This is a genomic window from Actinophytocola sp., assembly GCF_050699915.1.
Classification (GTDB): Bacteria; Actinomycetota; Actinomycetes; order Mycobacteriales; family Pseudonocardiaceae; genus Actinophytocola.
On sequence record NZ_JBOHGA010000026.1, the window covers coordinates 1 to 24,331 of the forward strand.

26 protein-coding genes are annotated in these 24,331 nt (G+C 71.6%); 10 read left to right on the top strand and 16 right to left on the bottom strand.

Features of this window, described 5'->3' with window-relative positions:
• Positions 1-1,321 (top strand): carboxylesterase/lipase family protein (locus ACRDSK_RS07415; protein WP_431439204.1); only part of this gene is annotated, 1,321 nt, incomplete at its 5' end.
• Here ACRDSK_RS07415 and ACRDSK_RS07420 read toward each other — a convergent pair.
• Entirely contained in the window at positions 1,284-1,457 is a 174-nt protein-coding gene (locus tag ACRDSK_RS07420; protein WP_431439205.1) for a hypothetical protein, read from the bottom strand. The two genes, ACRDSK_RS07415 and ACRDSK_RS07420, sit on opposite strands and share 38 nt — an antisense overlap.
• A gap of 273 nt (positions 1,458-1,730) precedes the next feature.
• Here ACRDSK_RS07420 and wecB point away from each other — a divergent pair, with 273 nt between their 5' ends.
• The gene (gene wecB, locus ACRDSK_RS07425; RefSeq protein WP_431439206.1) at positions 1,731-2,792 is read left to right on the top strand and encodes a non-hydrolyzing UDP-N-acetylglucosamine 2-epimerase; all 1,062 of its coding nucleotides are present in this window, start codon (positions 1,731-1,733) and stop codon (positions 2,790-2,792) included.
• 4 nt (positions 2,793-2,796) lie between these two features.
• Here the strand turns inward: wecB and ACRDSK_RS07430 are convergent, their stop codons facing one another.
• Genes ACRDSK_RS07430 through ACRDSK_RS07440 form a run of 3 tightly spaced genes read right to left on the bottom strand, consistent with a single transcriptional unit; the run spans position 2,797 to position 6,000 of the window.
• A complete protein-coding gene (locus tag ACRDSK_RS07430) occupies positions 2,797-3,933 on the bottom strand; it encodes a glycosyltransferase family 4 protein (protein WP_431439207.1) in 1,137 nt (378 codons plus the stop codon).
• Positions 3,930-4,907, bottom strand: coding sequence for a Gfo/Idh/MocA family protein (locus ACRDSK_RS07435; RefSeq protein ID WP_431439208.1), 978 nt, complete (start codon positions 4,905-4,907; stop codon positions 3,930-3,932). Before ACRDSK_RS07435 ends, ACRDSK_RS07430 begins: the two co-directional genes overlap by 4 nt.
• 1 nt (position 4,908) lies before the next feature.
• Positions 4,909-6,000, bottom strand: coding sequence for a DegT/DnrJ/EryC1/StrS family aminotransferase (locus ACRDSK_RS07440; protein WP_431439209.1), 1,092 nt, complete (start codon positions 5,998-6,000; stop codon positions 4,909-4,911).
• Positions 6,001-6,212: 212 nt separating this feature from the next.
• Here ACRDSK_RS07440 and ACRDSK_RS07445 point away from each other — a divergent pair, with 212 nt between their 5' ends.
• Genes ACRDSK_RS07445 through ACRDSK_RS07455 form a run of 3 tightly spaced genes read left to right on the top strand, consistent with a single transcriptional unit; the run spans position 6,213 to position 9,828 of the window.
• Positions 6,213-7,361, top strand: coding sequence for a hypothetical protein (locus ACRDSK_RS07445; protein ID WP_431439210.1), 1,149 nt, complete (start codon positions 6,213-6,215; stop codon positions 7,359-7,361).
• Positions 7,358-8,353, top strand: a complete 996-nt coding sequence (locus tag ACRDSK_RS07450; RefSeq protein ID WP_431439211.1) for a hypothetical protein — start codon at positions 7,358-7,360, stop codon at positions 8,351-8,353. The genes ACRDSK_RS07445 and ACRDSK_RS07450 overlap by 4 nt, the downstream gene beginning before the upstream one ends.
• Positions 8,350-9,828: a lipopolysaccharide biosynthesis protein gene (locus ACRDSK_RS07455; protein ID WP_431439212.1), complete on the top strand. Its 1,479-nt coding sequence runs from the start codon at positions 8,350-8,352 to the stop codon at positions 9,826-9,828. Before ACRDSK_RS07450 ends, ACRDSK_RS07455 begins: the two co-directional genes overlap by 4 nt.
• 1 nt (position 9,829) lies before the next feature.
• On the opposite strand, the gene ACRDSK_RS07460 is transcribed toward ACRDSK_RS07455, so the two are convergent.
• Positions 9,830-10,471, bottom strand: coding sequence for a class I SAM-dependent methyltransferase (locus tag ACRDSK_RS07460; protein WP_431439213.1), 642 nt, complete (start codon positions 10,469-10,471; stop codon positions 9,830-9,832).
• 113 nt (positions 10,472-10,584) lie between these two features.
• On the opposite strand from ACRDSK_RS07460, the gene ACRDSK_RS07465 reads away from it, so the two are divergent.
• Entirely contained in the window at positions 10,585-11,703 is a 1,119-nt protein-coding gene (locus tag ACRDSK_RS07465; RefSeq protein ID WP_431439214.1) for a hypothetical protein, read from the top strand.
• A gap of 2 nt (positions 11,704-11,705) precedes the next feature.
• On the opposite strand, the gene ACRDSK_RS07470 is transcribed toward ACRDSK_RS07465, so the two are convergent.
• Together ACRDSK_RS07470 and ACRDSK_RS07475 are read right to left on the bottom strand one after the other, a co-directional pair.
• Complete coding sequence (locus ACRDSK_RS07470) at positions 11,706-12,302, bottom strand: DapH/DapD/GlmU-related protein (RefSeq protein ID WP_431439215.1); 597 nt, start codon at positions 12,300-12,302, stop codon at positions 11,706-11,708.
• A 5-nt stretch (positions 12,303-12,307) separates the two neighbouring features.
• Positions 12,308-13,597, bottom strand: a complete 1,290-nt coding sequence (locus ACRDSK_RS07475; protein WP_431439216.1) for a nucleotide sugar dehydrogenase — start codon at positions 13,595-13,597, stop codon at positions 12,308-12,310.
• A 152-nt stretch (positions 13,598-13,749) separates the two neighbouring features.
• Between ACRDSK_RS07475 and ACRDSK_RS07480 the strand changes: the two genes are divergently transcribed.
• Together ACRDSK_RS07480 and ACRDSK_RS07485 are read left to right on the top strand one after the other, a co-directional pair.
• Positions 13,750-14,439: a glycosyltransferase family 2 protein gene (locus ACRDSK_RS07480; protein WP_431439217.1), complete on the top strand. Its 690-nt coding sequence runs from the start codon at positions 13,750-13,752 to the stop codon at positions 14,437-14,439.
• 9 nt (positions 14,440-14,448) lie between these two features.
• Positions 14,449-14,814 (top strand): DUF2304 domain-containing protein, encoded by a 366-nt coding sequence (locus tag ACRDSK_RS07485; RefSeq protein ID WP_431439218.1) that lies wholly within the window; start codon positions 14,449-14,451, stop codon positions 14,812-14,814.
• 25 nt (positions 14,815-14,839) lie between these two features.
• Here ACRDSK_RS07485 and ACRDSK_RS07490 read toward each other — a convergent pair whose 3' ends face one another.
• Together ACRDSK_RS07490 and ACRDSK_RS07495 are read right to left on the bottom strand one after the other, a co-directional pair.
• Entirely contained in the window at positions 14,840-15,778 is a 939-nt protein-coding gene (locus ACRDSK_RS07490; RefSeq protein WP_431439219.1) for an NAD-dependent epimerase/dehydratase family protein, read from the bottom strand.
• A 67-nt stretch (positions 15,779-15,845) separates the two neighbouring features.
• Positions 15,846-16,463, bottom strand: a complete 618-nt coding sequence (locus ACRDSK_RS07495) for a TetR/AcrR family transcriptional regulator (protein WP_431439220.1) — start codon at positions 16,461-16,463, stop codon at positions 15,846-15,848.
• A gap of 95 nt (positions 16,464-16,558) precedes the next feature.
• Between ACRDSK_RS07495 and ACRDSK_RS07500 the strand changes: the two genes are divergently transcribed.
• A complete protein-coding gene (locus ACRDSK_RS07500) occupies positions 16,559-17,467 on the top strand; it encodes an alpha/beta fold hydrolase (RefSeq protein WP_431439221.1) in 909 nt (302 codons plus the stop codon).
• On the opposite strand, the gene ACRDSK_RS07505 is transcribed toward ACRDSK_RS07500, so the two are convergent.
• Positions 17,397-17,687, bottom strand: a complete 291-nt coding sequence (locus tag ACRDSK_RS07505) for a DUF3040 domain-containing protein (RefSeq protein ID WP_431439222.1) — start codon at positions 17,685-17,687, stop codon at positions 17,397-17,399. The two genes, ACRDSK_RS07500 and ACRDSK_RS07505, sit on opposite strands and share 71 nt — an antisense overlap.
• A gap of 112 nt (positions 17,688-17,799) precedes the next feature.
• Positions 17,800-18,570: an IclR family transcriptional regulator gene (locus ACRDSK_RS07510; RefSeq protein WP_431439223.1), complete on the bottom strand. Its 771-nt coding sequence runs from the start codon at positions 18,568-18,570 to the stop codon at positions 17,800-17,802.
• Between the two features lie 84 nt (positions 18,571-18,654).
• Here ACRDSK_RS07510 and ACRDSK_RS07515 point away from each other — a divergent pair, with 84 nt between their 5' ends.
• A complete protein-coding gene (locus tag ACRDSK_RS07515; protein WP_431439224.1) occupies positions 18,655-19,458 on the top strand; it encodes a methylenetetrahydrofolate reductase in 804 nt (267 codons plus the stop codon).
• Positions 19,459-19,481: 23 nt separating this feature from the next.
• Here the strand turns inward: ACRDSK_RS07515 and ACRDSK_RS07520 are convergent, their stop codons facing one another.
• The 5 genes from ACRDSK_RS07520 to ACRDSK_RS07540 are packed head-to-tail and all read right to left on the bottom strand — an operon-like array spanning position 19,482 to position 24,233.
• The gene (locus tag ACRDSK_RS07520) at positions 19,482-20,120 is read right to left on the bottom strand and encodes a DUF1638 domain-containing protein (RefSeq protein WP_431439225.1); all 639 of its coding nucleotides are present in this window, start codon (positions 20,118-20,120) and stop codon (positions 19,482-19,484) included.
• Positions 20,053-21,861 carry an ASKHA domain-containing protein gene (locus tag ACRDSK_RS07525; protein WP_431439226.1) on the bottom strand — a complete coding sequence of 603 codons (1,809 nt, stop codon included), beginning with the start codon at positions 21,859-21,861 and terminating at the stop codon, positions 20,053-20,055. The genes ACRDSK_RS07520 and ACRDSK_RS07525 overlap by 68 nt, the downstream gene beginning before the upstream one ends.
• 57 nt (positions 21,862-21,918) lie before the next feature.
• On the bottom strand, positions 21,919-22,791 hold the full coding sequence (locus ACRDSK_RS07530; protein ID WP_431439227.1) for a dihydropteroate synthase: 873 nt from the start codon (positions 22,789-22,791) through the stop codon (positions 21,919-21,921).
• Between the two features lie 21 nt (positions 22,792-22,812).
• Positions 22,813-23,475 (bottom strand): corrinoid protein, encoded by a 663-nt coding sequence (locus tag ACRDSK_RS07535; RefSeq protein ID WP_431439228.1) that lies wholly within the window; start codon positions 23,473-23,475, stop codon positions 22,813-22,815.
• Entirely contained in the window at positions 23,472-24,233 is a 762-nt protein-coding gene (locus tag ACRDSK_RS07540) for an IclR family transcriptional regulator (RefSeq protein WP_431439229.1), read from the bottom strand. The genes ACRDSK_RS07535 and ACRDSK_RS07540 overlap by 4 nt, the downstream gene beginning before the upstream one ends.
• Positions 24,234-24,331 lie beyond the last annotated feature (98 nt).

The following is a 24,331-nucleotide window of genomic DNA, read 5'->3' on the forward strand; positions in this document are numbered from 1 at the left end:
CCCGCCAGAGCCACGGCCGGGCTGGGCCGGGGTTCGCGATGCCCGCCGGCCGGGGCCGGCGTCACCGCAGCCGCCGTGCCGGCTCGAGGCCGTCGTCGGACCGATCCGGCTCGCCGGCATGGCTGAGGACTGCCTGTCGGTCCACGTGTGGAGCCCTGGCCTGCGCGAACGCCGACCGGTGCTGGTGTTCCTGCACGGGGGCGGGTACGCCGCCGGCGCCGGCGCGCAGGACTGGTACGACGGTGCGCGGCTCGCGGACGAGGGCGGCATCGTCGTGGTCACGGTCAACTACCGGCTCGGGGCGCTCGGGTTCCTCTGTCCCAGTGAGTTGTCCGACGACCTGGGCACCGGCAACGCCGGCCTGCACGACCAGGTCGCGGCGCTGCGGTGGGTGCGCGACAACATCGCGAACTTCGGCGGCGACCCGGACCGGGTCACACTGGCCGGCCAGTCCGCCGGGGCGCTGTCCGCGCTCGCGATGATGTCCAGTCCGCGGGCCGCCGGCCTGTTCCACCGGGTCGTCCTGCAGAGCACGCCGACCGGGATCGCGCCGCGGTCGCCGGGGGACGCGACGGCCGTCACTGAGCAGTACCTCCACCTGCTCGACCTGAAGCCGAACCAGATCCACCGGCTGCGGACGCTGCCGGTCGAGCGGTTGCTCGACGCTCAGGCCACGCTGATGGGAACGGCGCCGCCGCTGCGGCTGGAGCCGCCGTTCCAGCTGGTCGTCGACGGCGACCTGGTCGCGGCCGACCTGGTCGGCACGCCCGGCTGGGCCGACGGCATGGACCGCCTCGTGGGCAGTACCCGCGACGAGGTCGAGGGCTGGGTCCGAGCCTGCCGGCGCCTCGCCGGCGCCGACCGGGCCGGCGCGGTCGCGGTGGCTCGCGACTTCCTCGGCGACGCGGCCGAGGCCGAGTTCGACCGGATCGCCGAGCGCGCACCCGGGGCCGATCCACGGAAGGTCCTCAGCCTGCTGGCCACCGACTTCTTCTTCGAGCGCGACGTGCCCGAGATCGCCGCCGGGGCGCGGCGGTCATACGTCTACCGGTTCGACTGGGCCCCGGCCGGCGCGCCGTTCGGGGCGAGCCACTGCCTGGAGCTGCCGTTCGTGTTCGGCACGCTGGACGCGTGGCGCGAGGCGCCGATGCTCGCCGGTGCGGACCCAGCCGACCAGATGGCGCTGGCGGACGCGATGGCACCGGCGTGGGCGGCGTTCGCCCGGACCGGAAACCCCGCCCACGACGGGATTCCGGCGTGGCCGACCCACCAGGACGGCGGCGTCATGCACTTCGCCTCGACACCGTCCTCCACCGGCTGATCGCCGTGTAGGTGACCAGGAACAGCATCGAACCCAGGATCACCAAGCCCAGCAGGGCCGCCACGTACATGCCGGACACGTCGAGGTCCAGCGCGCCGATCGCGAGCGAGACCACGACGGTGAACGCGAGGAACACCGGCGCCGCGAGCCATGCCCGATGCCGTGGCGGTCGTGTGGAACGTCGCGCTGCCCACGAAGATCAGGCCGATCAGCACCGGCAGCGTGGTCAGCTCGCCGGTGGGCGGGCCCGTCGGATCAGCAGCCAAGCCACGACGGCCGCCGCCAGAAGGCCAGGTTGCTGACCGCGTTCAGCGGCTCGGCCCAGAAGCCGGGCCCGACGCGCTCGCAGTAGTTGTCCACGGCACACCAACAGCAGGTCGGCGAGGGCGCACCGATAGACTCGCGCGCCGTGCGAGTGCTGAGTGTCGTGGGAGCGCGTCCGCAGTTCGTCAAGCTGGCGCCGATCGCGCGCGCCATGTCGGGGCGGGCGGAGCATCGGATCGCGCACACCGGACAGCACTACGACCACAACATGAGCGGCGCGTTCTTCACCGACCTCGGCATCCCCGAGCCGGACGTCAACCTGGGCATCGGCTCGGGCAAGCACGGCGAGCAGACCGGCGCGATGCTGGCCGGGCTGGAGAAGATCGTCGAGGACGCCGAGCCGGACTGGGTGCTGGTCTACGGCGACACGAACTCCACGCTCGCCGCCGCGCTGGCCGCGGTGAAGCTGCACGTCCCGGTCGCGCACCTCGAGGCCGGGCTGCGGTCGTTCAACCGCCGGATGCCCGAGGAGCACAACCGGGTGCTCACCGACCACGCCGCCGACCTGCTGCTCGCCCCCACGCAGGTGGCCATGGACCACCTGGCCACCGAGGGCCTCGCCGCGCGAAGCGTGCTGGTCGGCGACGTGATGACCGACGTCCTGTTCGCCACCCGCGACAAGGTCGCCGGCGCCCCGCCGGCCTTGTCCGCGCCGGTGTCGCCCGGCGAGTACTACGTGGCCACTATCCACCGCCCCGACAACACCGACGACCCGGAGCGGCTGCGCGCGATCGTGGAGAACATCGGCAAGGTCGGCAAGCCGGTGGTGCTGCTCGCGCATCCGCGGCTGTGCAGCCTCGCGGAGCGGCACGGCATCGACCTGGACGCCGGCTCGATCCTGCTGTCCGAGCCGGTCGGCTACCCGCAGCTGGTGAACGCCGCCATGCAGAGTGCCGGCGTGATCACCGACTCCGGTGGGCTCCAGAAGGAGGCCTTCCTCCTGCGCGTGCCGTGCACCACGTTGCGCCCGGAGACGGAGTGGGTCGAGACCGTCGAGCTGGGCTGGAACGTGTTGATGAACTCCGACTTCGCCGCTCTGCCCGGGATCGTGGAGCGCCCTCGCCCGACCGCGACGGAGGCGGCGCCATACGGCGACGGCCACGCCGCGGAGTCCGCGGTCAACGCCCTGCTCGCGGCGGCCCGCTAGCGACTCAGCGGGCTGTGGTTGCGTCCGAGGTGATCCACTTGGCGGCGAGGCGGCCGGTGGTGGACAGGGAGGCGTTGTCGCGCACCCAGTTCACCAGGCGAGTGCCGTCCGGACGGTCGCCGTCCAGCATGGCGATCATCTGGGCGGCCACGGCCTCCGGGGTGTGGTCGGCTACCAAGCCCAGTTCGTTCTCGGTAACCATAGTCGCGCTCGCGCCCACGCCGGCGAACAGCACCGGGGTGCCGCACGCCGCGGCGGCGTAGATCTTCGTCGGCTTGGCGAAGTCGTAGCCCTGGCCGGGGACGATGCTCACCAAAGCGCCCGTCGCGCCGCTGATCCAGCGTGCCGCCTCCGCGGGCGGCACCACGCCGCCGAACTCCACGGCCTCGGGAGCCAACGACGCGGCCAGCGTGCGCAGCGCGGGCTCCGCCGAGCCCTGGCCGAAGAAGCGCAGCCGCGCGGACGGATGCTTCTCCAGCACCATCGGCATCGCCCGCACGAAGACATCCGAGCCCTGCCACTCCGACATCGTTCCCGTGTAGACGAAGTACGGCTCCGAGTCGGGTGTGGAGACCGGGTGGAACGACGACGTGTCGACGCCGTTCGCGATCACCTCGACGTTGCGGGCGCCGAGCGCGCGGGCCCGCTCGGCCACACCGTCGGACACCGCGACCACGCCGCGCGCGCGGCGCAGTGCGAACCGCTCGAACGCGCGCATCACGCCCGACACGAAGGCCGGCGCGTTGATCGCCACGAGCGCGTCCGACCAGATGTCCGCCGCGTAGTAGTACAGCGGCTTGCGGCGCACCAGGCACACCAGCGCGGCCAGCGCGCCGGTGGTGGGCGGCGGCTCGGAGACGACCACGTCGGCCGAGCTGATCAACAGCCGCGCCATCATCGGGAAGTCGTAGCTGGCGTACTGCACGTACCCGCGCACGTTGCCGCCCGCGTCGCGCAGCACGGGCCAGCGCTTGACGGTGTAGTCGTCGAACGACTGCGTGCCGGCGTTCGCGGGCGGCTTCGTGGTGAGCACCGTGACCTGGTGACCGGTCGCCGCCAGCCCGTCGGCGAGCGCCTTGAGTCGGAACGCGGCGGCGGCCACCTCCGGCGCGAACAGCCGGGTCACCAGGACGATCTTCATACCGCCGCCATCGCCGCCGACGTCAGCACCTGCTCGGCCGTGGCCAGCGTGTTCTGACCCTCCTGCAGCGTCACGATGTCCGCGTCCTCGCCCAGGATCGCGTCGCGGAACCTCTCGTGCTCGGTGCGCAGCGGCTCGCGCTTGGAAATCGCGAACCGGGTCACGTCGCCCTCCGACACGCCGCGGAAGTTGGCCACCGAGTCCCACTCGGTGTCGACCACGCCGTTGGCGTAGAAGGTGAGGTCGGCGGTGAGCGTGTCCGCGACGAACGCGCCCTTCTCGCCGGTCACCACGGTGACCCGCTCCTTCATGGGAGACAGCCAGTTCACCAGGTGGTTGGTCACCGCGCCGTTGGCCAGCTTGCCGGTCGCCGCGACCAGGTCCTCGTGCGGCCGACCCGAGCGCAGCGCGACCTGCGCGGACACGGTCAGGAACTCCGACTGCGCGAGCCACGCGGTCAGGTCGATGTCGTGCGTCGCCAGGTCCTTCACCACGCCGACGTCCGCGATCCGGGCCGGGAACGGGCCCTGGCGACGGGTGGCGATCTGGTAGATGTCGCCGAGGTCGCCGTTCGCCATCCGCGCGCGCAGCGACTGCAGCGCCGGGTTGTACCGCTCGATGTGGCCGACCGCACCGACGACGCCGCGCGCCGCGAACGCCTTCACCAGCCGCTCGCCGGCCTCGACGCTGTGCGCGATCGGCTTCTCGATCAGGGTGTGCACGCCCGCCTCGGCCAGCGCCAGGCCGACCTCCTCGTGCATGCCTGTGGGCACCGCGCACACCGCGGCGTCGATGCCGGCGGCGATGAGCTCGTGCACGTCGCCCAGCACCGGCAGGCCGCCGGCGACGTTGTGCGGGTCACCGGTGGCGTCGGCCACGGCGACCAGCTCCATGCCCTCGACCTCGCGCACCACGCGCGCGTGATGGCGGCCCATCATGCCCAGGCCGATCAGGCCCACTCGCAGGTCAGCCATCTCACGCACCCGCCTTCGCCAACGTGTTCACCGCGTGCACGATCCGCTCCCGGTCCTCGGCGTCCAGCGACGGGTGCACCGGCAGCGAGACGACCGTCTTCGCGGCCTGCTCGGTGTTCGGCAGGTCCTCCGTGCGCCGGAAGGACTCGAGCCGGTGGTTCGGGATCGGGTAGTAGACGCCGGAGCCGATCTGGTGCTCCTCCTTCAGCGCCGCGACGAAGCCGTCCCGGTCGTCGGGCACCGTGATCGTGTACTGGTGGTAGACGTGCACCGCGCCGTCGGCCACCACGGGCACGCCGACGCCGCTCAGGTTCGCGTCGAAGTACCGGGCGTTCGCCTGGCGGGTCTCGGTCCAGCCGCCGACCTTGGTCAGCTGCACCCGCCCGATCGCCGCGTGCAGGTTGGTCATCCGGGCGTTGAAGCCGACGATCTCGTTCGCGTACTGCTTCAACATGCCCTGGTTGCGCAGCAGCCGCAGCGTCCGCTCCCGGTCGGCGTCGCCGGTGGAGATCATGCCGCCCTCGCCGGAGGTCATGTTCTTCGTCGGGTAGAGGCTGAACATGGCGAACGCGCCGAACGTGCCGGCCTTGCGACCACCGAGGCTCGCTCCGTGCGCCTGCGCGGCGTCCTCGTACAGCGCGAGGCCGCGGGAGTCGGCGAGCTCGGTGAGGGCCGGCATGTTCGCCAGGTGCCCGTAGAGGTGCACCGGCATGATCCCCTTGGTGCGCTCGGTGATCACGCTGTCGACGCTGCGCGGGTCGAGGCAGTAGTGGTCGAGCTCGATGTCGGCGAACACCGGGGTGGCACCGGTCAGCGCCACGGAGTTCGCGGTCGCCGCGAAGGTGAACGACGGCACGATGACCTCGTCGCCGGGGCCGACACCGGCGGCCAGCAGACCCAGGTGCAGGCCCGCGGTGCCCGAGTTGACCGCGACCACCGGGCGGCCGTCCAGCAGCGTCGCGCTGAACTCCTCCTCGAAGGAGGCGACCTCGGCGCCCTGCGCCAGCATCCCGGAACGGAGCACGGCGTCGACCGCCGCGCGTTCCTCGTCGCCGATGATCGGCTTGGCGGGCGGAATGAACTCCTTGCTCACTGTGCCGCCTCCCCGAAAAATCAAACTGTTGGTCGCCTTGGCGAGCGAATGGTCGGCTTGATCGCGTACTTGTGGCAGGGTTTCGTCACGGTCCCCTGAGGTGCGGTTCACGAGATGTGTCTTTCTCCCTGGTCGGGCGGAGCGTCGGGGCCACTGTATTTGCCCTCGTCCGCCCGGTCGCCGTCAGGGGGCCGCGACTAGGCTTCCCGCCCATGGCGGGTAAGCGCGTGCTGTGCATCTCCTTCTCGGACATCAACCGGGACGCCCGGGTACTCCGGCAGCTGGAGGTGTTGGCGGAGCTGGGCGAGGTGACCACGGTCGCGTACGGCGAGCAGCCGCCGGGGGCGACCGAGCACCTGCGGGTCGACGAGGCCCTGCCGTCGCTGCCGCAGACCCTGTCGGGAGTGGCGCGGCTGGCGTTGCGCCGCTTCGACGCCGTCGAGCTGACCGCGCCGGCCATCCGCGAGGCGCTTCGCCTGGTGGGCGACCGCCGCTTCGACCTGGTGGTGGCCAACGAGGCGCGCGCGATGGCGATGGCGCACGAGATCGCCCACGGCGCGCCGGTGCTGGCCGACCTGCACGAGTGGGCGCCCGAGGAGCGCACTCACGTGCTGTCCTGGCGGCTGCTGGTCAAGCCGTTCATGACCCACCAGTGCGCCAAGTACCTGCCGAAGATGTCCGCGGTGACCGTGGTCAACGACTCGATCGGCGCGATGTACACCGAGCGGTTCGGCGTGGCGCCGCGGACCGTGCGCAACACCGGGCCCTACCGCGACCTCGAGCCGAGCGACATGGCCGCCGGCCGGATCCGGCTGGTGCACAGCGGGGGAGCGGTGCCCGGGCGCAACATCGAGGCGATGATCGAGGCGGTGCGCCGGCTCGACGAGCGGTTCTCCCTCGACATGTACCTCGTACCCGCGCGCGACGGCGGGAAGTACCTGGACAGCCTGCGCGCGCTGATCGGCGACGAGACGCGGATCCGGGTGCACCCGCCGGTCCGGCCCGCCGAGCTGGCGGACACGCTGAACGGCTACGACGTCGGCATCTTCAGCCTGCCCCCGCTCACCCCGAACCACCGGCTGATGCTGCCCAACAAGATCTTCGACTACGTGCAGGCGCGGCTGGGCATCGTGTTCAACGCCTCGCTGGAGACCGACCGGATCATCCTCGATCACGACCTGGGCGCGATCGCGCCGGACCCCACTGAGGGCGCCCTGCACGACACGCTCGCCGAGCTCACCGAGGACCAGGTGCGCGGGTTCAAGCAGAACGCCGACAAGGCGGCCAAGGTGCTGAACTCCGTCGAGGACTCCGCGGTGACCCGCACTCTCGCCGCCGAGCTGCTCGGGCAGCGGGCGTGACGCCGGTGGCCCAGCCGTCGGTGCTGCACGTCAACGAGGCCGCGTTCACCGCGCACCGGCTGATCGCCGAGGCGTCCCGGCGCGGCTTCGCGTGGCACTACCTGCCCAAGGCCGCCCCCGCGCAGGAGTGGCGCGGGCCGACCGGGCAGGCCAGGCGCGCGCTGATCGGCGCCGCCTGGGTGGCGCGGCTGCGGCTGCTGGCCCGGCGCCACGACATCGTGCACGTGCACTCCGCGTCCACCGTGGCGCATTCCCGCTTCGGCGCGCCCCGCTACGTCCTGCACTGCCACGGCTCCGACGTGCGCACCGCGCAGTACGAGCCGAGCCGCGGCGCGGGCATCCGGGACGCGCTGCGCGACGCCGAGGCGGTGTTCTTCTCCACGCCCGACCTCGCCGAGCACGTGCTGCCGCACCGTGACGACGCCGTGTACCTGCCGGTGCCGATCGACGTGGACAACATCGCGCCGTGGACGCCCACGCCGGGCCCGCCGCGGGTCGTGTTCGCCTCCCGCTGGTCGCCGGACAAGAACAGCGCCGTCCAGCTCGAGACCGCGGCCGCGCTGGTCGGTGCACTCGACGGGCGCGCGGACGTGGTCGGCCTCGACTGGGGACCGCAGGCGGCCGACGCGGCGGCGGCCGGCGTCACGCTGCTGCCCCGCGGCGACCACGCCGACTACCTCGCGCTGCTGTCCGGCGCGCACGTCGTGGTCGGCCAGGCCGCCGGGATCCTCGCGGTGAGCGAGATCGAGGCGCTGGCCGCGGGCGCGCCGATGGTGGTTCCGGTGCCGCTGCCGCTCTACGCCGACACAGCCCCGCCCGTGCTCGGCGGCAGCGTGGCCGACGCGGTCGCCGCGGCCGTGTCCGTGCTGGACGGTTCCGTGCCGCACGAGCCGGAGAAGGTCCGGCAGTGGGCGCACGACCACTTCGACGTCGGGCACGCCGTGGACACCGTCGCCGCCGTGCACCGCGACGTCGTGGCGGCGCGCCGGTGACCGTCGTGCAGCTGCGAGGCATGCTGCGGCCGGTCCGGCTGGACGAGCCGACCTCGACCTCGCTGGCCCGCGGCGGCGTGTACAGCACGATCGGCCTGGTCGCGCAGGGACTGCTGCGGTTCGCCACCGCGTTCCTCGTCGGCCACCTCGCCGGCGCGAGCGTGTTGGGCGTGGTGGCCTCGGCCATCGCGACGTCGCTGACGCTGGCCCTGCTGTGGCCGACGACGACCGGCAGTGCCGCGTCGAAGTTCCTGGCCAGGGCGCGGGGCGCGGAGAGTCCCGAGCAGGCCCGGTCCGCGGCGGCGCACCTGCGGATGCGCACGATGCAGACCGGCGTGCTGCTGGGTGCGGCGAGCCTGCCGATCTGGATGCTGATCGACGACGGCTCCTGGACCGACGCGCTCTGCGTGGCCGGCCTGACCATCGCCTACTCCGGCTACAGCTTCACCCGCGGTGTCCAGTTCGGCGCGGGTCAGGTGCCGCGGGCCACGCTGTGGGACGTCACCAGCGTGCTGCTGGGGCTCGCCGGCCTGGTCGTGCTGCTGCTCGCCGGCGTGCGCGACACCGCGCTGGTGCTGCCGCTCGTGGCGACCTACGGGCTGTACACGCTGGCGAGCTGGCCCTACGGCGCGCGCGGCCGGCCGGACCGGACGTTGCGCCGCGAGCTGGACGGGTTCGTCGCCCTCGGCGCGATCGGCTCGCTCGCGAGCACCGGGTTCCTCCAGCTCTCCCAGGTCGCGGCCATGCTGACGGCGGGCGACGCGGAGGCGGGCCAGTACGCCTCGGCGATCGCCCTGGCCACGCCGGCGTCGCTGCTGGCGGCCTCGCTGTCGCTGGTGCTGCTGCCGTCCATGTCCGAGGCGTGGGGACGCCGCGACCTCGTAGCCTTCCGCGCCCGCACTGACGCCGCCACCCGCGGACTGGCCGTGATGCTGGTGGCCATCTTCGGCGCGATCATGGTCTGCAGTCGGCTGATCGTCGACGTGGTCTGGGACGAGGAGTTCGCCGGCGCGGAGAAGCTGCTGCCGGTGCTGGCGGCCGCGGTGCTGGCCACGAACCTCTGCGTGGCCAGCGTGAACGCGCTGAACAGCCGCTCGCAGCGCGGCATGATGGTCAACACCGCGGCGAGCATCATCGGCATGCTGGTGGGCGCGGCGATCTGGGTCGCGGTGGCACCGCGGATGGGGACGGCCGGCGTGGCGCTCGGCTACCTGTGCGGCACCGTGGTGATCACGTCGATCCCGATCACGGTCGTGTGGCGCAAGGACGGCCACCGGTGGGCGCTGGTGTACGTGAAGGTCCTGCTCGGCGTCGCGCTGGCGGGCGGGCTCGTCCTCGTGGAGCACGCGGCCGGCCTGGCACTGCTGCTGGACCCGGTGCTGGCGCTCGGGTTCCTCGTCGTGTGGTGGGCGCTGAACCGGGCGGAGGTGGCGAGACTGCCGATCCCCCGCCCGTGGCGGCGCGGTCGGAGCTGACTCAGCCCTTGCGGTACAAGAAGAACGAGGACTGCAGGTCGACGTCGGCGGGCGGGTCGACGCGCTTGTCCAGTGTCCACTGCGGGCGCTCAGTGCCGACCCACTTCGTGAAGTCGCGGTGCCGCTCGTGTGCGGCGCGCTCGTCGTCGGCCGTGGCGTTGTTGCAGATGACCACGTACCGCTCGGCGCTGTCGAAGAGCCGGGTCATGTAGTCGACGAAGATCTCGTCCTCGATCAGGTGGAAGATGACCTCCATCGACAGCGCGAGGTCGGCGCGCAGCCAGCCGGCCGGGTCGGCCAGGGTCGACGGGTCGTAGGCGAGGAAGCTCTTCGTCTCGTCGCCGCGGAACCGCTCGATGCAGCCACGCACCGCGGTCGACGACGGGTCCAGGCCCAGGTAGCGCGGGTACTTCGCGAGCGAGAGCTGGTTGCCGTCCCCGCAGCCGAGGTCGATCACGGAGGTGACGCCGAGCTCGGCGACCCAGTCGTTGACGATCTCCGCCTTCCACTCGGCCTGCCGGCCGTAGGAGCCGGCGCCGGAGTTGCCGCCGCTCGCGTAGCGGCTCTCCCAGTAGTTGGCAGTGCTCTTGAACGTGCGCCGTCGCACCTCGCGGACCACCGGCATGCGACTGAGGGTGGTCATGACCGATCGAATGCTGCTCACGGCCCACGACGATAGCGGGTCCGCGAGGCAACCTCGGCGGGCACCTCGGGCGTGAGGACGGCATGACCTCCGCGCGACGAAGGATCCTCTGCGTGTCCTTCTCCGACATCAGCGCCGACTCCCGGGTGCTGCGCCAGCTGGACGTGTTGGCCGGGCTCGGGGAGGTGACCACGCTCGGCTACGGCGACAAGCCCGCGGCGGCGGCCGAGCATGTGGCGATCGACGTCGCCCTGCCGTCGCTGCCGCAGGCCTTCCCCGGGGTGGCTCTGCTCGCGCTGCGCCGCCACGACGCGGTCGAGCTGCGCGCGCCGGCGGTCCGGCGGGCGCTGCGGCTCGTCGGTGCCCGGCGCTTCGACCTGGTGGTGGCGAACGAGGCCCGCGCGATGGCCGTGGCGCACCGGGTCGCGCAGGGCGCCCCGGTACTGGCGGACATGCACGAGTGGGCGCCCGAGGAGCGCACGCACGTCCGCTCGTGGCGGCTGCTGGTGAAGCCGTTCATGGCCCACCAGTGCGGGAAGTATCTGCCGAAGATGTCCGCGGTGACCGTGGTCAACGACTCGATCGGCGCGATGTACGAGACGCAGTTCGGCGTGCGCACGCACACGGTGCGCAACGCGAGCGCGTTCCGCGAGCTCACGCCGAGCGAGGTCACCCCGGGGCGGATCCGGCTGGTGCACAGCGGGGGAGCGGTGCCCGGGCGCAACATCGAGGCGCTCGTCAAGGCCGTGCGCATGCTCGACGAGCGGTTCACCCTCGACCTGTACCTGGTCCCGGCCCGCGACGGCGGCAGGTACCTGGCCGGCCTGCGCGCGCTGATCGCGGACGAACCTCGCGTGACGCTGCATCCGCCGGTGCCCACGACGGAGCTGGTGGACACGCTCAACGCCTACGACGTCGGCATCTACAGCCTGCCGCGACTCACCCCGAACCACTGGCTGATGCTGCCCAACAAGATGTTCGACTTCGTCCAGGCCCGGCTCGGCGTCGTGTTCGCCTCGGCGCCGGAGACCGACCGGCTGATCACCGAGCACGACCTCGGCGCGATCGCGCCGGACGCCACCGCGCGGGCCCTGCGGGACACCCTCGCCGCGCTCACCGAGGAGCGGGTGCGGGCGATCAAGCACAACGCCGGCCGGGCCGCCAAGGCACTGAGCTCGATCGAGGACTCGGCGACGACCCGAGAGGTGGCCGCGAACCTGTTGGGGCGGTGAGGTCAGGCCTCCTCGAGCACGCCGTCGCGCTCGACGTAGGCCGCGCCGGTCAGCGGGCACACCCACCGCTCGCCCTCCTGGCGCAGCGGCGCGCCGGCCTTGCCGACCCAGCCGATCCGGCGCGCCGGGACCCCGGCCACCAGGCCGAAGTCGGGCACGTCCTTCGTCACCACCGCGCCCGCCGCCACCGTCGCCCACGCACCGATCCGGACCGGCGCCACGCACACCGCTCGGGCCCCGATCGCGGCGCCCTCGGCGATGGTCACGCCGACCAGCTGCCAGTCCGAGGCGCTCTTCTGACTGCCGTCCGGGTTGATCGCGCGCGGGTAGGTGTCGTTGGTCAGCACCACGGCCGGGCCGATGAACACGCCGTCCGCGAGCTGGGCGGGCTCGTACACCAGCGCGAGGTTCTGGACCTTGCAGTTGTCGCCGAGCCGCACGCCGGTGCCGATGTACGCGCCGCGCCCGACGATGCAGTTCTCGCCCAGCTGCGCGTCCTCGCGCACCTGCGCCTGGTGCCAGATCTTGGTGCCCTCGCCGAGCTTCGCGTTCTCCGCGACGTCGGCGCTGTCGGCAACAAAGGCACTGACGAAAGCCATCTCGCTCACGCCTTCCCGATCGCGCGGTAGGTCACGCCCGGCCACGCGTCCGCCTGGCTCACCCGCCGGCCGTCGACGAACGTGGTGACGCCGGGCAGGTCGTCCGGGCCGAGGTTGGCGTACTCGGCGTGGTTGGCCTGCACCACGGCGGCGTCGACCTTCTCGCCGAGGTGGTAGGGCTCGAAGCCGTACCCGCGCAGCTCCTCGTCGGTGTACATCGGGTCGTGCACGAGCGCGGTCGCACCCCGCTCGCGCAGCGCCGCGACGGTGGCGAACACGCCGGAGAACGCCGTCTCCTTGACCCCGCCGCGGTAGGCGGCGCCCAGCACGACGACCCGCTGTCCGGAGAGCTCGCCGTGCACGCCCTCGAGCAGGCCGATCGTGTAGTCGGGCATGCCGGCGTTCGCCTCGCGGGCCGCGCGCACGACGGTCGCCTCGGGGTCGTTCCACAGGTACAGCCGCGGATAGACGGGGATGCAGTGCCCGCCGACCGCGATGCCCGGCTGGTGGATGTGGCTGTAGGGCTGGGAGTTCGACGCCTCGATGACCTGGTACACGTCGATGCCCGCGGTGGCGGCGAACCGGGCGAACTGGTTGGCCAGGCCGATGTTCACGTCGCGGTAGGTGGTCTCGGCGAGCTTCGCGAGCTCGCTCGCCTCCGCCGAGCCGAGGTCCCATACGCCGTTGGGGCGGTCCAGGTCCGGGCGGTCGTCGAAGTCCAGCACGGCCTCGTAGAACTCGCGGGCCCGCTCGGCGCCGGCCGCGGACAGCCCGCCGACCAGCTTCGGGTACTTGCGCAGGTCCGCGAACACCCGGCCGGTGAGCACCCGCTCGGGAGAGAAGACGAGGTGGAAGTCGCTGCCCTCGGTGAGCCCGGAGCCCTTCTCCAGCATGGGCTTCCAGCGGTTGCGGGTGGTGCCGACCGGCAGCGTGGTCTCGTAGGACACGAGCGTGCCGGGGGAGAGGTGGCGGGCCAGCTCCTCGGTGGCCGCGTCCATCCAGCCGAAGTCGGGGCGGGCCTCGTCGTCGACGAACAGCGGCACCACGAGCACGACCGCGTCCGCGCCGGGCACCGCGTCGCCGTACTCGGTGGTGGCCCGCAGCTTGCCGGCGGGCACCAGCTCGGACAGCTTCTCCTGCAGGTGCGCCTCGCCGGGGAACGGCTCGACCGCACGGTTGACCAGGTCGACGACGGTGGCGTTGATGTCGACGCCGACCACCTCGTGGCCCTTGTCGGCGAACTGCACGGCGAGCGGGAGACCGATCTTCCCGAGGGCGATGACTGCGATTTTCACGGCTCGGAGCCTAAACGGCGCGCTCCGCCCGGGCGCTGCGGGCATCGACTCGAGCTACGACTCGGGCCTCACGCCGGGCGCGAACCGGCGCGCCGGTAGCCTTCTTCGGACGGCAGGACTCGTCCGGTGTCAATAGGTCATCTGGAGGCGATGTGGGCGACCAGCGGGATGTGTGGCTGGTGGTACCGGTCTACAACGAGGCACCGGTCATCGCCGACGTCGTGCGCGAGGCCCGCAAGACCTTCCCGAACGTGGTCTGCGTGGACGACGGCAGCAGGGACCGCTCCGCGGAGCAGATCCGGCTCGGCGGCGCGCACCTGGTGCGCCACCCGGTCAACCTCGGGCAGGGCGCGGCCATCCAGACCGGCATCGAGTACGCGCGGTCCCAGGCCGGCGCGCAGTACTTCGTCACGTTCGACGCGGACGGTCAGCACCAGGTCAAGGACGTCGAGCGGATGGTGGACCGGCTGCGCCACGAGCCGCTGGACATCGTGCTGGGCACCCGGTTCCACGGCGACATCGAGCACATCCCGTTCATCAAGCGGCTGGTGCTCAAGACCGTGGTGCTGCTCTCGCCCGCGTTGCGCAAGCTGAAGCTGACCGACGCGCACAACGGGCTGCGGACGTTCAACCGGACCGTCGCCGACGGCATCAACATCACGCTGAACGGCATGGGTCACGCTTCGCAGATCGTGGAGATGGTCGCGCGGGAGAACTGGCGGGTGGCCGAGGAGCCGGTGACCATCCTGTACACGGAGTACTCGATGGCGAAGGGCCAGTCGCTGATCAACGGCGTGAACATCCTGTTCGACTCGCTGCTCCGGACGAACGCCAGGAGGTAGGGCCCGACCATGCTGATCCAGTACCTGCTCATCCTGGCCGTCGTACTGATCCTGATCTTCTTCCTGCGCCACCACGGCACCTCGCGGTCGGGCGCGACCGTGAAGCTCGGGTTCGCGCTGTTCCTGGTGTTCGGCGTGTTCGCGGTGCTGGCGCCGAACCAGGTCAGCCGGCTCGCCTCCCTGGTCGGCGTCGGCCGAGGCACGGACCTGGTGTTGTACGCGATGGTGGTGGCGTTCGGCTTCGCCACGATCAACACGTACCTGCGCTTCAAGGAGATCGAGCTCCGCTACGCCCGCCTGGCCCGCGCGATCGCCCTGCGCAGCGCGGAGAGCCCGGAGCCGTCGGACACCGAGAACGACGGCACTCTCCACTAGTCCTCGACCGGCTCCTCGACTCAGCTCAGGTCAGCTTGCGGAAGTACTCCACCGTGCGGCGCACGCCCTCGGCGATGTCCACCTCAGGGTGCCAGCCCAGCTCGGTGGTCGCCGCGGTCGCGTCCAGGGCCGACGCACGCAGGTCGCCCAGGCGGGCGGCGGCCGTCTCCGGCTCGTCGGGAGCGTTCGCGGCCCCGGCGACCAGCGTGTGCAGCTGGCGGTCGGAGGTCTGCACACCGGTGCCGATGTTGTAGCGGCGGCCGTCGCCGGAGGGGCCCGCCGCGGCGACGAACGCGGCCACCACGTCGCCGACGTAGACGTAGTCACGGGTGTTGCCGCCGTCGCCGAAGAGCTTCGTGGGGTGGCCGGTCAGCAGCGCGTTCGCGAAGATCGCCACGACGCCCGCCTCGCCGTGCGGGTCCTGCCGCGGGCCGTACACGTTGGCCAGCGCGAGGTGCGTGCATTCCAGGCCGTACAGCTCGCGGTAGCTGTTGAGGTACACCTCGCCGGCGACCTTGCCCGCGCCGTAGGGCGACTTCGGGTTGATCGCGGCGGTCTCGGCCACCGGCAGGTCCTCGGGCGAGCCGTAGATGGACCCGCCGGACGACGCGAAGACGACCTTGCGCACGCCGGCCCGGCGCGCGGCCTCGGCCACCGCGATGGTGCCGAGCACGTTCTTGGCGGCGTCGCCGCGCGGGTCGGTCACGCTGTGCCGGACGTCGATCTGCGCGGCCAGGTGGAAGACGACCTCGGGGCCGGCGCCGGCCACGACCTCGGCGAGCGCGGGGTCGTTGATGTCCAGCTCGTGCACGGTGAGCCGGCCGGTCTCCCGGGCACTGGCGAGGTTCGCGAGGCTGTTCCGGGACAGGTCGTCGACGACGGCCACCTCGTGCCCGTCGGCGAGCAGCCGGTCGACCAGCGTCGATCCGATGAAGCCGGCTCCGCCGGTGACCAGTGCGCGCACAGACAGTTCCCTTCGCGGTCGCGGACGTCCCATCGTATGGGCGAGCGTCGGGCGACCCGGCAGCGGCTCAGGCGTCCGAGTCGCCGGCCGGAGCCGGGCCGAAGACGAAGTCGAGCTGGGCCCGCAGCGTCTCGAGCGCGGTCTCCGAGGTCTGCTCGCCGGTCACGAAGTCGAACAGCAGCCCGTTGAGGAGCGACACGAGCCCGCCCGCGTCGCGGTCGGCGTCGGCGTCCGTGCCGCTCCCGTCGCGGGCGAGGAGGATCAGCTGCTTGAGCCCTGCTCGGAGCTCGGCGCCGCTGCGGGCGAACCGCGCGGCGCTCGCCGGGCTGAGCGTGAACCGGCGGACGAACACGTTCGTCGCCTCGACCTCCGCCTCGCGTCGGGTCGGGCTGGGGATCATCTCGGACAGGATCGTCCACACCAGCAGGCGCGGGTCGTGCGGCTCCGGCAGCGTCGCCACCCGGGCCCGGACTCGCTCGCGGACGTCCTCCTCGATCATCTCGATCGCGAAGCGCAGCATCTCGTCCTTCGTCGTGAAGTAGTGCTGCACCATGCCCATCGACACGCCCGCCTCGGCCGCCACCTTGCGCAGGCTGATCGCGTCCCAGCCCTCGCGTCGGGTGATTCGCCAAAGGGCTTCGGTCAGCTCCAGCCGGCGAGCGCGGTGGTCGATCTTCTTCGGCACCGGTCCACCATTTCACAATGCACTGCATTGTGAAAATGGCGACACAAGGTTACGATGCAGTGCATTGGAACCGGCACGCACTGGGGGTGGTTGCCATGATCGAGAAGGCCCACAACGGCGACGTGGAGCTCGCCTACGAACGCATCGGCCCGCCCGACGGGACGCCGCTGCTGCTCCTCATGGGCGCCGGCGGCCAGCTGGTGATGTGGCCCGACTTCGTCCTGCGGCTGTTCGTCGACCACGGCTTCCAGGTGGTGCGGATGGACAACCGGGACACCGGCCTGTCCACGCATCTGCGTCGGTACGACAACCTCCCACGCAAGCAGCGGCCCGCCTACACGCTGGGTGACGTGGCCGACGACGCGATCGCCGTGTTCGACGCGCTCGGCTGGTCCGGCGGGCACGTCATGGGCGCCTCGCTCGGCGGGATGATCGCGCAGCTGGTGGCGGCCCGGCATCCGGACCGGGTCCGCAGCGTCACGATGCAGTCGGTGAGCCCGTCCTCCTCGCCGCTGCTGACCCGGCCGAGGCTTCGCACCATGCTGCGGGTGTTCCGCGCCGTGGCCGGGCAGTCGAAGACCCGCGACCAGGAAGGGGAGAAGTGGGCGAAGCTCTACCGCGTCATGGCCACCCCGGCGCTCCCGGAAGACTTCGAGCACTGGCGCGAGGCCGGCCGGCTCGCGTTCGACCGCGGGCTCAACCCGAAGGGCGACATGCGCCTGGCCGCAGCGGGGTTCGCGTCCGGGAACCGGCGCCCGCAGCTCGCCAAGATGACGTGTCCCGCTCTGGTCGTGCACGGCGACAACGACGGGATGGGTCACTGGAAGGCGGGCAGGGCGACCGCCGAGGCGATTCCGGGGGCGAGGTTCGTGCGCTACCCGGAGATGAGCCACATCCCGAACAGCACGCAGTGGCCGGCGATGGTGGCCGAGATCAGCGCGCTGGCCGCCCGTGGCGATGCCGGCCACCGGCCGCGAGGTGCAGACACACACCCACGACGATGAGCAGCACGCCCAAGACGACGAGGACCGGCACGGTCAGCGTCGCGCCGAGGAGGAAGAGGGTCGCCCCGATGACGTCGACCGCGATGCGGCCGGCAAGTCGAAAGGGGGAGCGAGGGGGCGGGGTCTCGTAGTTCCGGAGCATCTTGGTGAGGGCGGGGTCGTACTCCTCGAACCACTGCTCGATCGCTCTGAGCTCGCGGTCCTCGTGATGGCTGAGCATGGCGGCTCCACGGCTGCTGTGGCCGGGCCACGCCGCGCCCGGACCAGTGAGCGTGAATACCCATTCCGAAAGCCGGCAAACGCTTGTATACCAAGATCTTCGTCGGACGAGGTCAGCCAAGGTAGCCCAGCCGGCGGCTGATCTCGTCGGCGCCGTGGACCAGGGCCGGCGCCTGTTCGTGCATCAGGGTCTCCGTCAGGCGGTACGCCGGTCCCGAGGCGCTCACCGCGGCGAAGACCTTGCCGTCGTGGCCGCGAATGGGGGCGGCGATCGCGTTGAGGCCGATCTCGTACTCCTCCACCGCGACCGCGTAGCCACGCTCGTGCACCGCCGCCAGGTGCTCGGTCAGCTGTTTGCGCGTGGTGACCGTGTGCGGGGTGAACTGCTCCATCCCGTGCGAGAGCAGCTCCGTGCGCCGCTTCTCGCTGCGGTACGCCAGCAGGATCTTGCCGCTCGACGTCGCGTGCAGCGGGGTCAGCCGGCCCACCCAGTTGTGCGCCGCCACCGCCGACATGCCGCGCACCTGGTCCAGGTTCACCGCGAAATGCGCCTCGCCGACCGCGATGTTCACCGTCTCGCCGAGCTCTCGGGCCAGCCGCTCGCACACCGGCCGGCTGTGCCGCGTCACGTCCATGCCGCCGGACACCGCACCCGCCAGCCGCACGATGCCGAACCCCAGCCGGTACTTCCCCCGATCCTCGGCCTGCTCCACCAGCCCTCTGGTCTCCAGCGCGTTGAGCAGCCGGAACGCGGTCGACTTGTGGACCTCGATCTCGGCGGCGACCTCGCTGACCCCGGCCTCGCCCTGCCGCGCCAGGATCTCCAGCACGCTGATCGCACGGTCGACCGACTGAACCCCGGTGCCGGCCTCCTTGTTGCTCATGGCGAAACTATAAGCGTTGTCGCGAACGCCGAGGGCGGTTACTCTCTTCGAGACGCCATTGCGTATTACGAATCGAGTTTGGCCATGCGCAACGTCGACTGGACGCGGGACATCCGCTACGAGGTCATCCCCACCGCCGCGATCGAGGACGTCATCGCCGGCTCGGTGCCGCCGGAGGTGACCATCACCGTCACGGCCTCGCCCACCAAGGGCCTCGACCCGACGCTCGACCTCACCGAGCGGCTGACCAAGCGTGGCTACCGGGTCGTGCCGCACCTGTCCGCCCGGCTCGTCGTCGACGGCAAGCACCTGGAGGAGATCGTCGACCGGCTCCTCACGGCCGGCGTGGACGACGTGTTCGTCCCGGCCGGCGACGCCGACCCGCCCGCCGGCCGCTTCCACGGCGCGCTGCCGCTGCTCGCCGAGCTCACCGCGCAGGGCCGGCCGTTCCGGCACGTCGGGATCACCGGCTACCCGCAGAGCCACCCGTCGATCGACGACGACATCGTCGTGCAGGCCATGTGGGACAAGCGCGCACACGCCACCTACATCGTGTCGAACCTGTGCTTCGACGCGAAGGTGCTCACCGGCTGGGTGCGCCGGGTCCGGCGGCGCGGCGTGGACCTGCCGGTCCGGATCGGGCTCGCCGGCCCGGTCGAGCGCACCAAGCTGCTGGCGATGGCCGGCAAGATCGGCGTGGGGGAGTCGGCTCGCTTCCTCGGCAAGCACCTCGCCTGGTTCGCGCGGCTGGCGACCACGTACTCGCCGGATCGGCTGCTCGACCGCGCGGCGCCGGGGTTGTCGGAGCCGGGGATGGCGGTGACGGGACTGCACGTGTTCACGTTCAACCAGGTCGCCGAGGCCGAGCGGTGGCGCGTCAGCTCCTGAGCGGAGCTTGCGGAGCGAACATGTCACAGGAGGTCCGCCAGCTCACGCTCCAGGCCTTCGTCCCCGACGGACACGATCGACAGCGGCAGACCGAGCGTCTCGGCGGCCTGGCGAGCTTTGGCGCGCAACGACTCCGTCGGCCGCTGCGCGAGCCAGACCACCCGGCGGTAGTGGCGGAAGTAGTCCTCGCGCAGCTCCGGGTACCGGTCCAGGCCGAGCTCGGCGACGACCGTGCGGCGGAACGAGCGGACGAGGAAGTCGGTCAGCACGTAGGTGCCGGGCTCGGCCTCCAGGAGCTCGCGGAGCCGGCCAGCGCCGGCGAACACCTCGTAGCAGTGCGCCCCGCCGAGCCGGGCCACGCCGCGGCGGGCACACACCTCGTCGAGCGCGCCGTACGTGCCGCAGTCCGCGAACGCGACGGCCACCCGGTCGTACCCGCGCAGCGTGTCCAACGCGGACTCGACGGCGGCCGCGATCCGCTCGGGACGGTTGTGCAGCAGCGGCGGCAGCGGGTGGACGTGCACCGGCCAGCCCCGCCGCGCGGCGATCTCCGTGACGTGCGTGGACAGCGCGCCACAGGCGACTACGGCGACCTCAGCCGGGGAAGGAGAGCTGCTCGATGAACCGGTCGTTGAAGTCCGGGCGGTCGGAGAGCTCGACATAGCGCACCTCCCTCAGCAGTGCCGCGGCCCCCGCCCGCTCCCGCATCGACAGCAGTGTCATCTTCGCGCCCTCGCCCGCCACGTTGCCCGCGCTGACGATGCGCAGCACCGAGATGTCCGGCACCAGCCCGATCCGCACCGCGTTGGCCGGCGACAGGTACGAGCCGAACGAGCCCGCGAGCAGCACCTGCTGGATGTCGCCCTCGGCCACGCCCAGCTCCTCGACCAGGAGCCGCCACCCGGTGGCGATCGCCGCCTTCGCGAACTGCAGCTCGCGCACGTCTCGCTGCGACAGGTAGATGTCGGGCTCGTGCAGCATGAAGACGCGCTCGCCGTTGACCTCGCGCAGCCGGCCGGCGAGCTTGGGGAACTTCTCCTGCGCGGCGTCGACCGCCATCAGCCGCCCCGACGCGTCGAGCAGCCCGATCGCGACGAGCTCGGCGACCGCGTCCACCAGGCCGGAACCGCACAGCCCGGCCGGCTCGACGTCGCCGATCACCTGCAGCCGCACGTCCTCCTGGTCGATCTTGACGACCTCGATCGCGCCCTCGGCCGCCCGCATCCCGCAGCGGATCGCCGCACCCTCGAACGCCGGCCCCGCCGGCGCCGCCGTGGCGAGCAGCCGCTGGCCGTCGCCCAGGACGATCTCGCAGTTGGTGCCCACGTCGACGAACAGCCGCAAGCGTTTGTCCCGGTCCATTCCGGACGCGAGCATCCCGGAGACGATGTCGCCGCCGACGTACGCGCCGAGCGCGGGGAACGTGTACGCGGGCGCGCCCGGGTGCACCGGCACGCCGAGGTCGGCGGCCAGAATCCGAGGGAGAGTGCGGGTGGCCATCACGAACGGGGCCACGCCGAGCGGCTCCGGGTCGATGCCAAGGGCCAGCTGGGTCATCGTGGCGTTGCCGGCGAGCGCGACCTCGTACACCCGCAGCGGGTCGACGCCGGCCTCCTCGCACACCTCGCCGGCCAGCGTCGCCAGCGTCTGGTGCGCGGCCGCGGTGAGCCGGCCCATGGCCTCGGGGTCGAGCATGGTGGCGCTGATCCGGGTGATCACGTCCGCGCCGAACGGCTGCTGGCGGTTGAGCATCGAGCGCACCGCGGCCGGGGTGCCGGTGGACAGGTCGAGCAGGGTGGCGACGACGGTCGTGGTGCCGAGGTCGAACGCGATGCCGTAGCGCTGCTCGCTCGTGTCGCCCGGCTCGACGTCGACCAGCCGGTCGTCCACGACGACGGCCGTGACCGTGAAGTCGTTGTCCCGCAGCGCCTTCGGCAGGTTGCGCACCACGCGCAGGTCGACGGTCAGCTCCAGGTCGTCCAGCGCCGCGACCAGGCGCTCCACATCGGACTGCTGGTCGGCGAGCGAGGGCTCGGACAGCGTCACGCAGCGCTTCTGCACAGCGGGGCGCAGGATCACCTGCCGCCCGACGCCCACGGTGGCCGCCTTCGGCCGGGTCACCAACGGCGGCACCTCGACCGCGAGGTCGGCGGACGCCTTGGCGAGGCAGGCGAGCCGCCAGCCCGCGTCCAGCTCGTCCGGCGAGAACGCCCGCGGATCCGATGTGGACACGTCAACCGGACCGTCGATCCGGACCTTGCACTTGCGGCACGTGCCGTGTCCACCACAAGTGGAGTCGATGGCGATCCCGTGCCAGCTGGCCGCATCGAACACGGATACCCCGGAAGGCACCCGAACCTCACGATCGTTAGGGGAAAAGGAGATCCGAACCCGATCAGTCATGGCCCGGCCCCGCCCCTCCCGCGCACGGCGGTGCAGGCCAACGGAGGGCTCGGTGGGTCATGTCGACGCAGCCGCGGCGGCGCGCAGTTTGGCGCGGTGCGCGGCGATCCACGCGGCACCCCAGTCGTCGTTGCCCAGCAACAGGTCCGCGGCCTTGACGGCCTCGACCATCTCCGGCGACCGGGCGTCCATGATCGCCGAGGTGAGCCCGCAACGCATCGCGATCGGCAGGAACGTCGCGCCCAGCACGGCCCGGTTGGGCATGCCGAACGACACGTTGCCCGCGCCGAGCGTCATGTTGACGCCGAACTCCTCGCGGATCAGCCAGATCGTGTCGAGCGTCTTGTTCACCAGCGTGGTGTCCGCACCGATCGGCATCGCGAGCGGGTCGATGACGATGTCGGCGAGCGGGATCTCGTACTTGCCCACCGCGACGTCGATGATCTTGCGAGTGATCTCGAGCCGCTTTCGTGGGTCGTCGGGGATCTCGTCCTCCTCGTTGGGCAGCGCGATCACCGCTGCGCCGTGGCGGCGCACGAGCGGGAGGATCTCGTCGAGCCGCTCCTGCTCGCCGGTCACCGAGTTCACCAGCGGCTTGCCCTGGTAGACCTCCAGGGCCGCGTCGAGCGCCTCGACGACCGACGAGTCGATCACCAGCGGCAGGTCCGTCAGCCGCTGCACCAGCTTGATGGCCGAGCACAACAGCTCCGCCTCGTCGGTCAGCGGCACGCCCATGTTGACGTCGAGCACCATCGCCCCGCCCGCGACCTGCTGGGCCACGTCGACCTCGATGCGGGACAGGTCCCCGGCGCGCAGCTGCTCCTGGAACTTCGACCGGCCCGTCGGGTTGATCCGCTCGCCGATTATGCAGAACGGCTCGTCCGGCCCGATGGTCACCGAGCGGGTGGCCGAGGAGATGACTGTCTGCATGGGACGCTCCGAGTAGGTAGGTCAGACGGCCGCGACGCGGCGCTTGCGGATGAGCTCCTTGGCTCGCTTGACCGCCGCGGACGCGTCGGACGCGTACCCGTCGGCGCCGACCGCGTCCGCGTACTCCTGGGTGACCGGGGCGCCGCCGACCATGACGATGACCTTGTCCCGCAGGCCGGCCTTCTCCAGCGCGTTGATGTTGGCCTTGAACATCGGCATGGTCGTGGTGAGGAACGCGGAGAAGCCGACCACGTCGGGCTTGTGCTCCTCGATCGCGGCGACGAACTTCTCCGGCGCGACCTGCACCCCGAGGTCGATCACGTGGAAGCCCGCGCCCTCGAGCATGATGTTGACGAGGTTCTTGCCGATGTCGTGCACGTCGCCCTTGACCGTGCCCATCAGGAACGTGCCGACGGTCTCCACGCCGGTGTCCGCGAGCAGCGGGCGCAGCACGTCGAGCGCGCCGCTCATGGCCTTGCCCGCGATGAGCATCTCCGGCACGAAGAAGTCGCCGCGCTCGAACCGGGCGCCGACCTCCTCCAGGGACGGGATCAGCGCGTCGAAGAGCATGGTCTCCGGCGACATCCCCGCGTCCAGGCCGACATGGGTCAGCTCCAGCACGCGCGCCCCGTTGCCGACCAGGGTCTCGTCGTACAGCGCCTTGAGGATGTCGTCGGGGCTCATGGCGTGGCCTTTCTTCGGTAGCCGAGCTGGCGGGAGATGACTCCGGTGTCGCCCGCCAGCTGCTCGCCCAGGCGGGGCACGTCGGTCGCGGTGATCCGGGTCGTGGGACCGGACACGGACACCGCGGCGACCACGGTGCCGTCACGCGCACGTACCGGCGCGGCGACGGCCACGAGCCCCTCTTCGAGTTCTTCCCAGGTCATCGCCCAGCCACGGCGAGCCGTTTCCGCGAGGTCGGCGTCCAGCGCGCGGCGGGTGAGCGGCCTGCCGTTCGAGGGCACCGCCAGGTCGCCCTCGGGCAGCGTCATCACCTGGTACGCGTAGAAGATCTTGCCCAGCGCCGAGCAGTGCGGCGGCACGGACACGTCGAGCCAGTTGGTGAGGCCGAGCAGGTAGCTGGCGTCGACCTGCGCGACCTGCACGACCTCGTCGCCGCGGGCGACGGCCAGGTTCACCGTCTCGCCGGTGCGCTCGCCGATCTCGTCGAGGGTCGCCTGCGCGACCTCCAGCAGGTCCTGGGAGGTGTCGTGCTGCGCGGCGTAGACGGCGAACAGCGAGCCGGGGCGGAACAGGCCGGCCCGGTCGCGGCGCACCAGCCGGTTGCGTTCGAGCGCGGTCAGCAGCCGCGAGGTCGTGGACTTCGCCAGGCCCAGCTCGTCGACCAGGGACGTGAAGGTGCGGGGCTCGTCCGCCTCCACGACGAGCGCGAGCAACGCCGCCGCCCGATCGACGGCCTGACTGCCCGCCGGCACCGTCACTCGTCCTCCTTGCCTGGAAGGACGCCTTCCTGACGTTGAGCGTCCGTAAGGCGTCCTTCCTAGAGTTCCATAATATGGAACCATGGTTCCATAACACG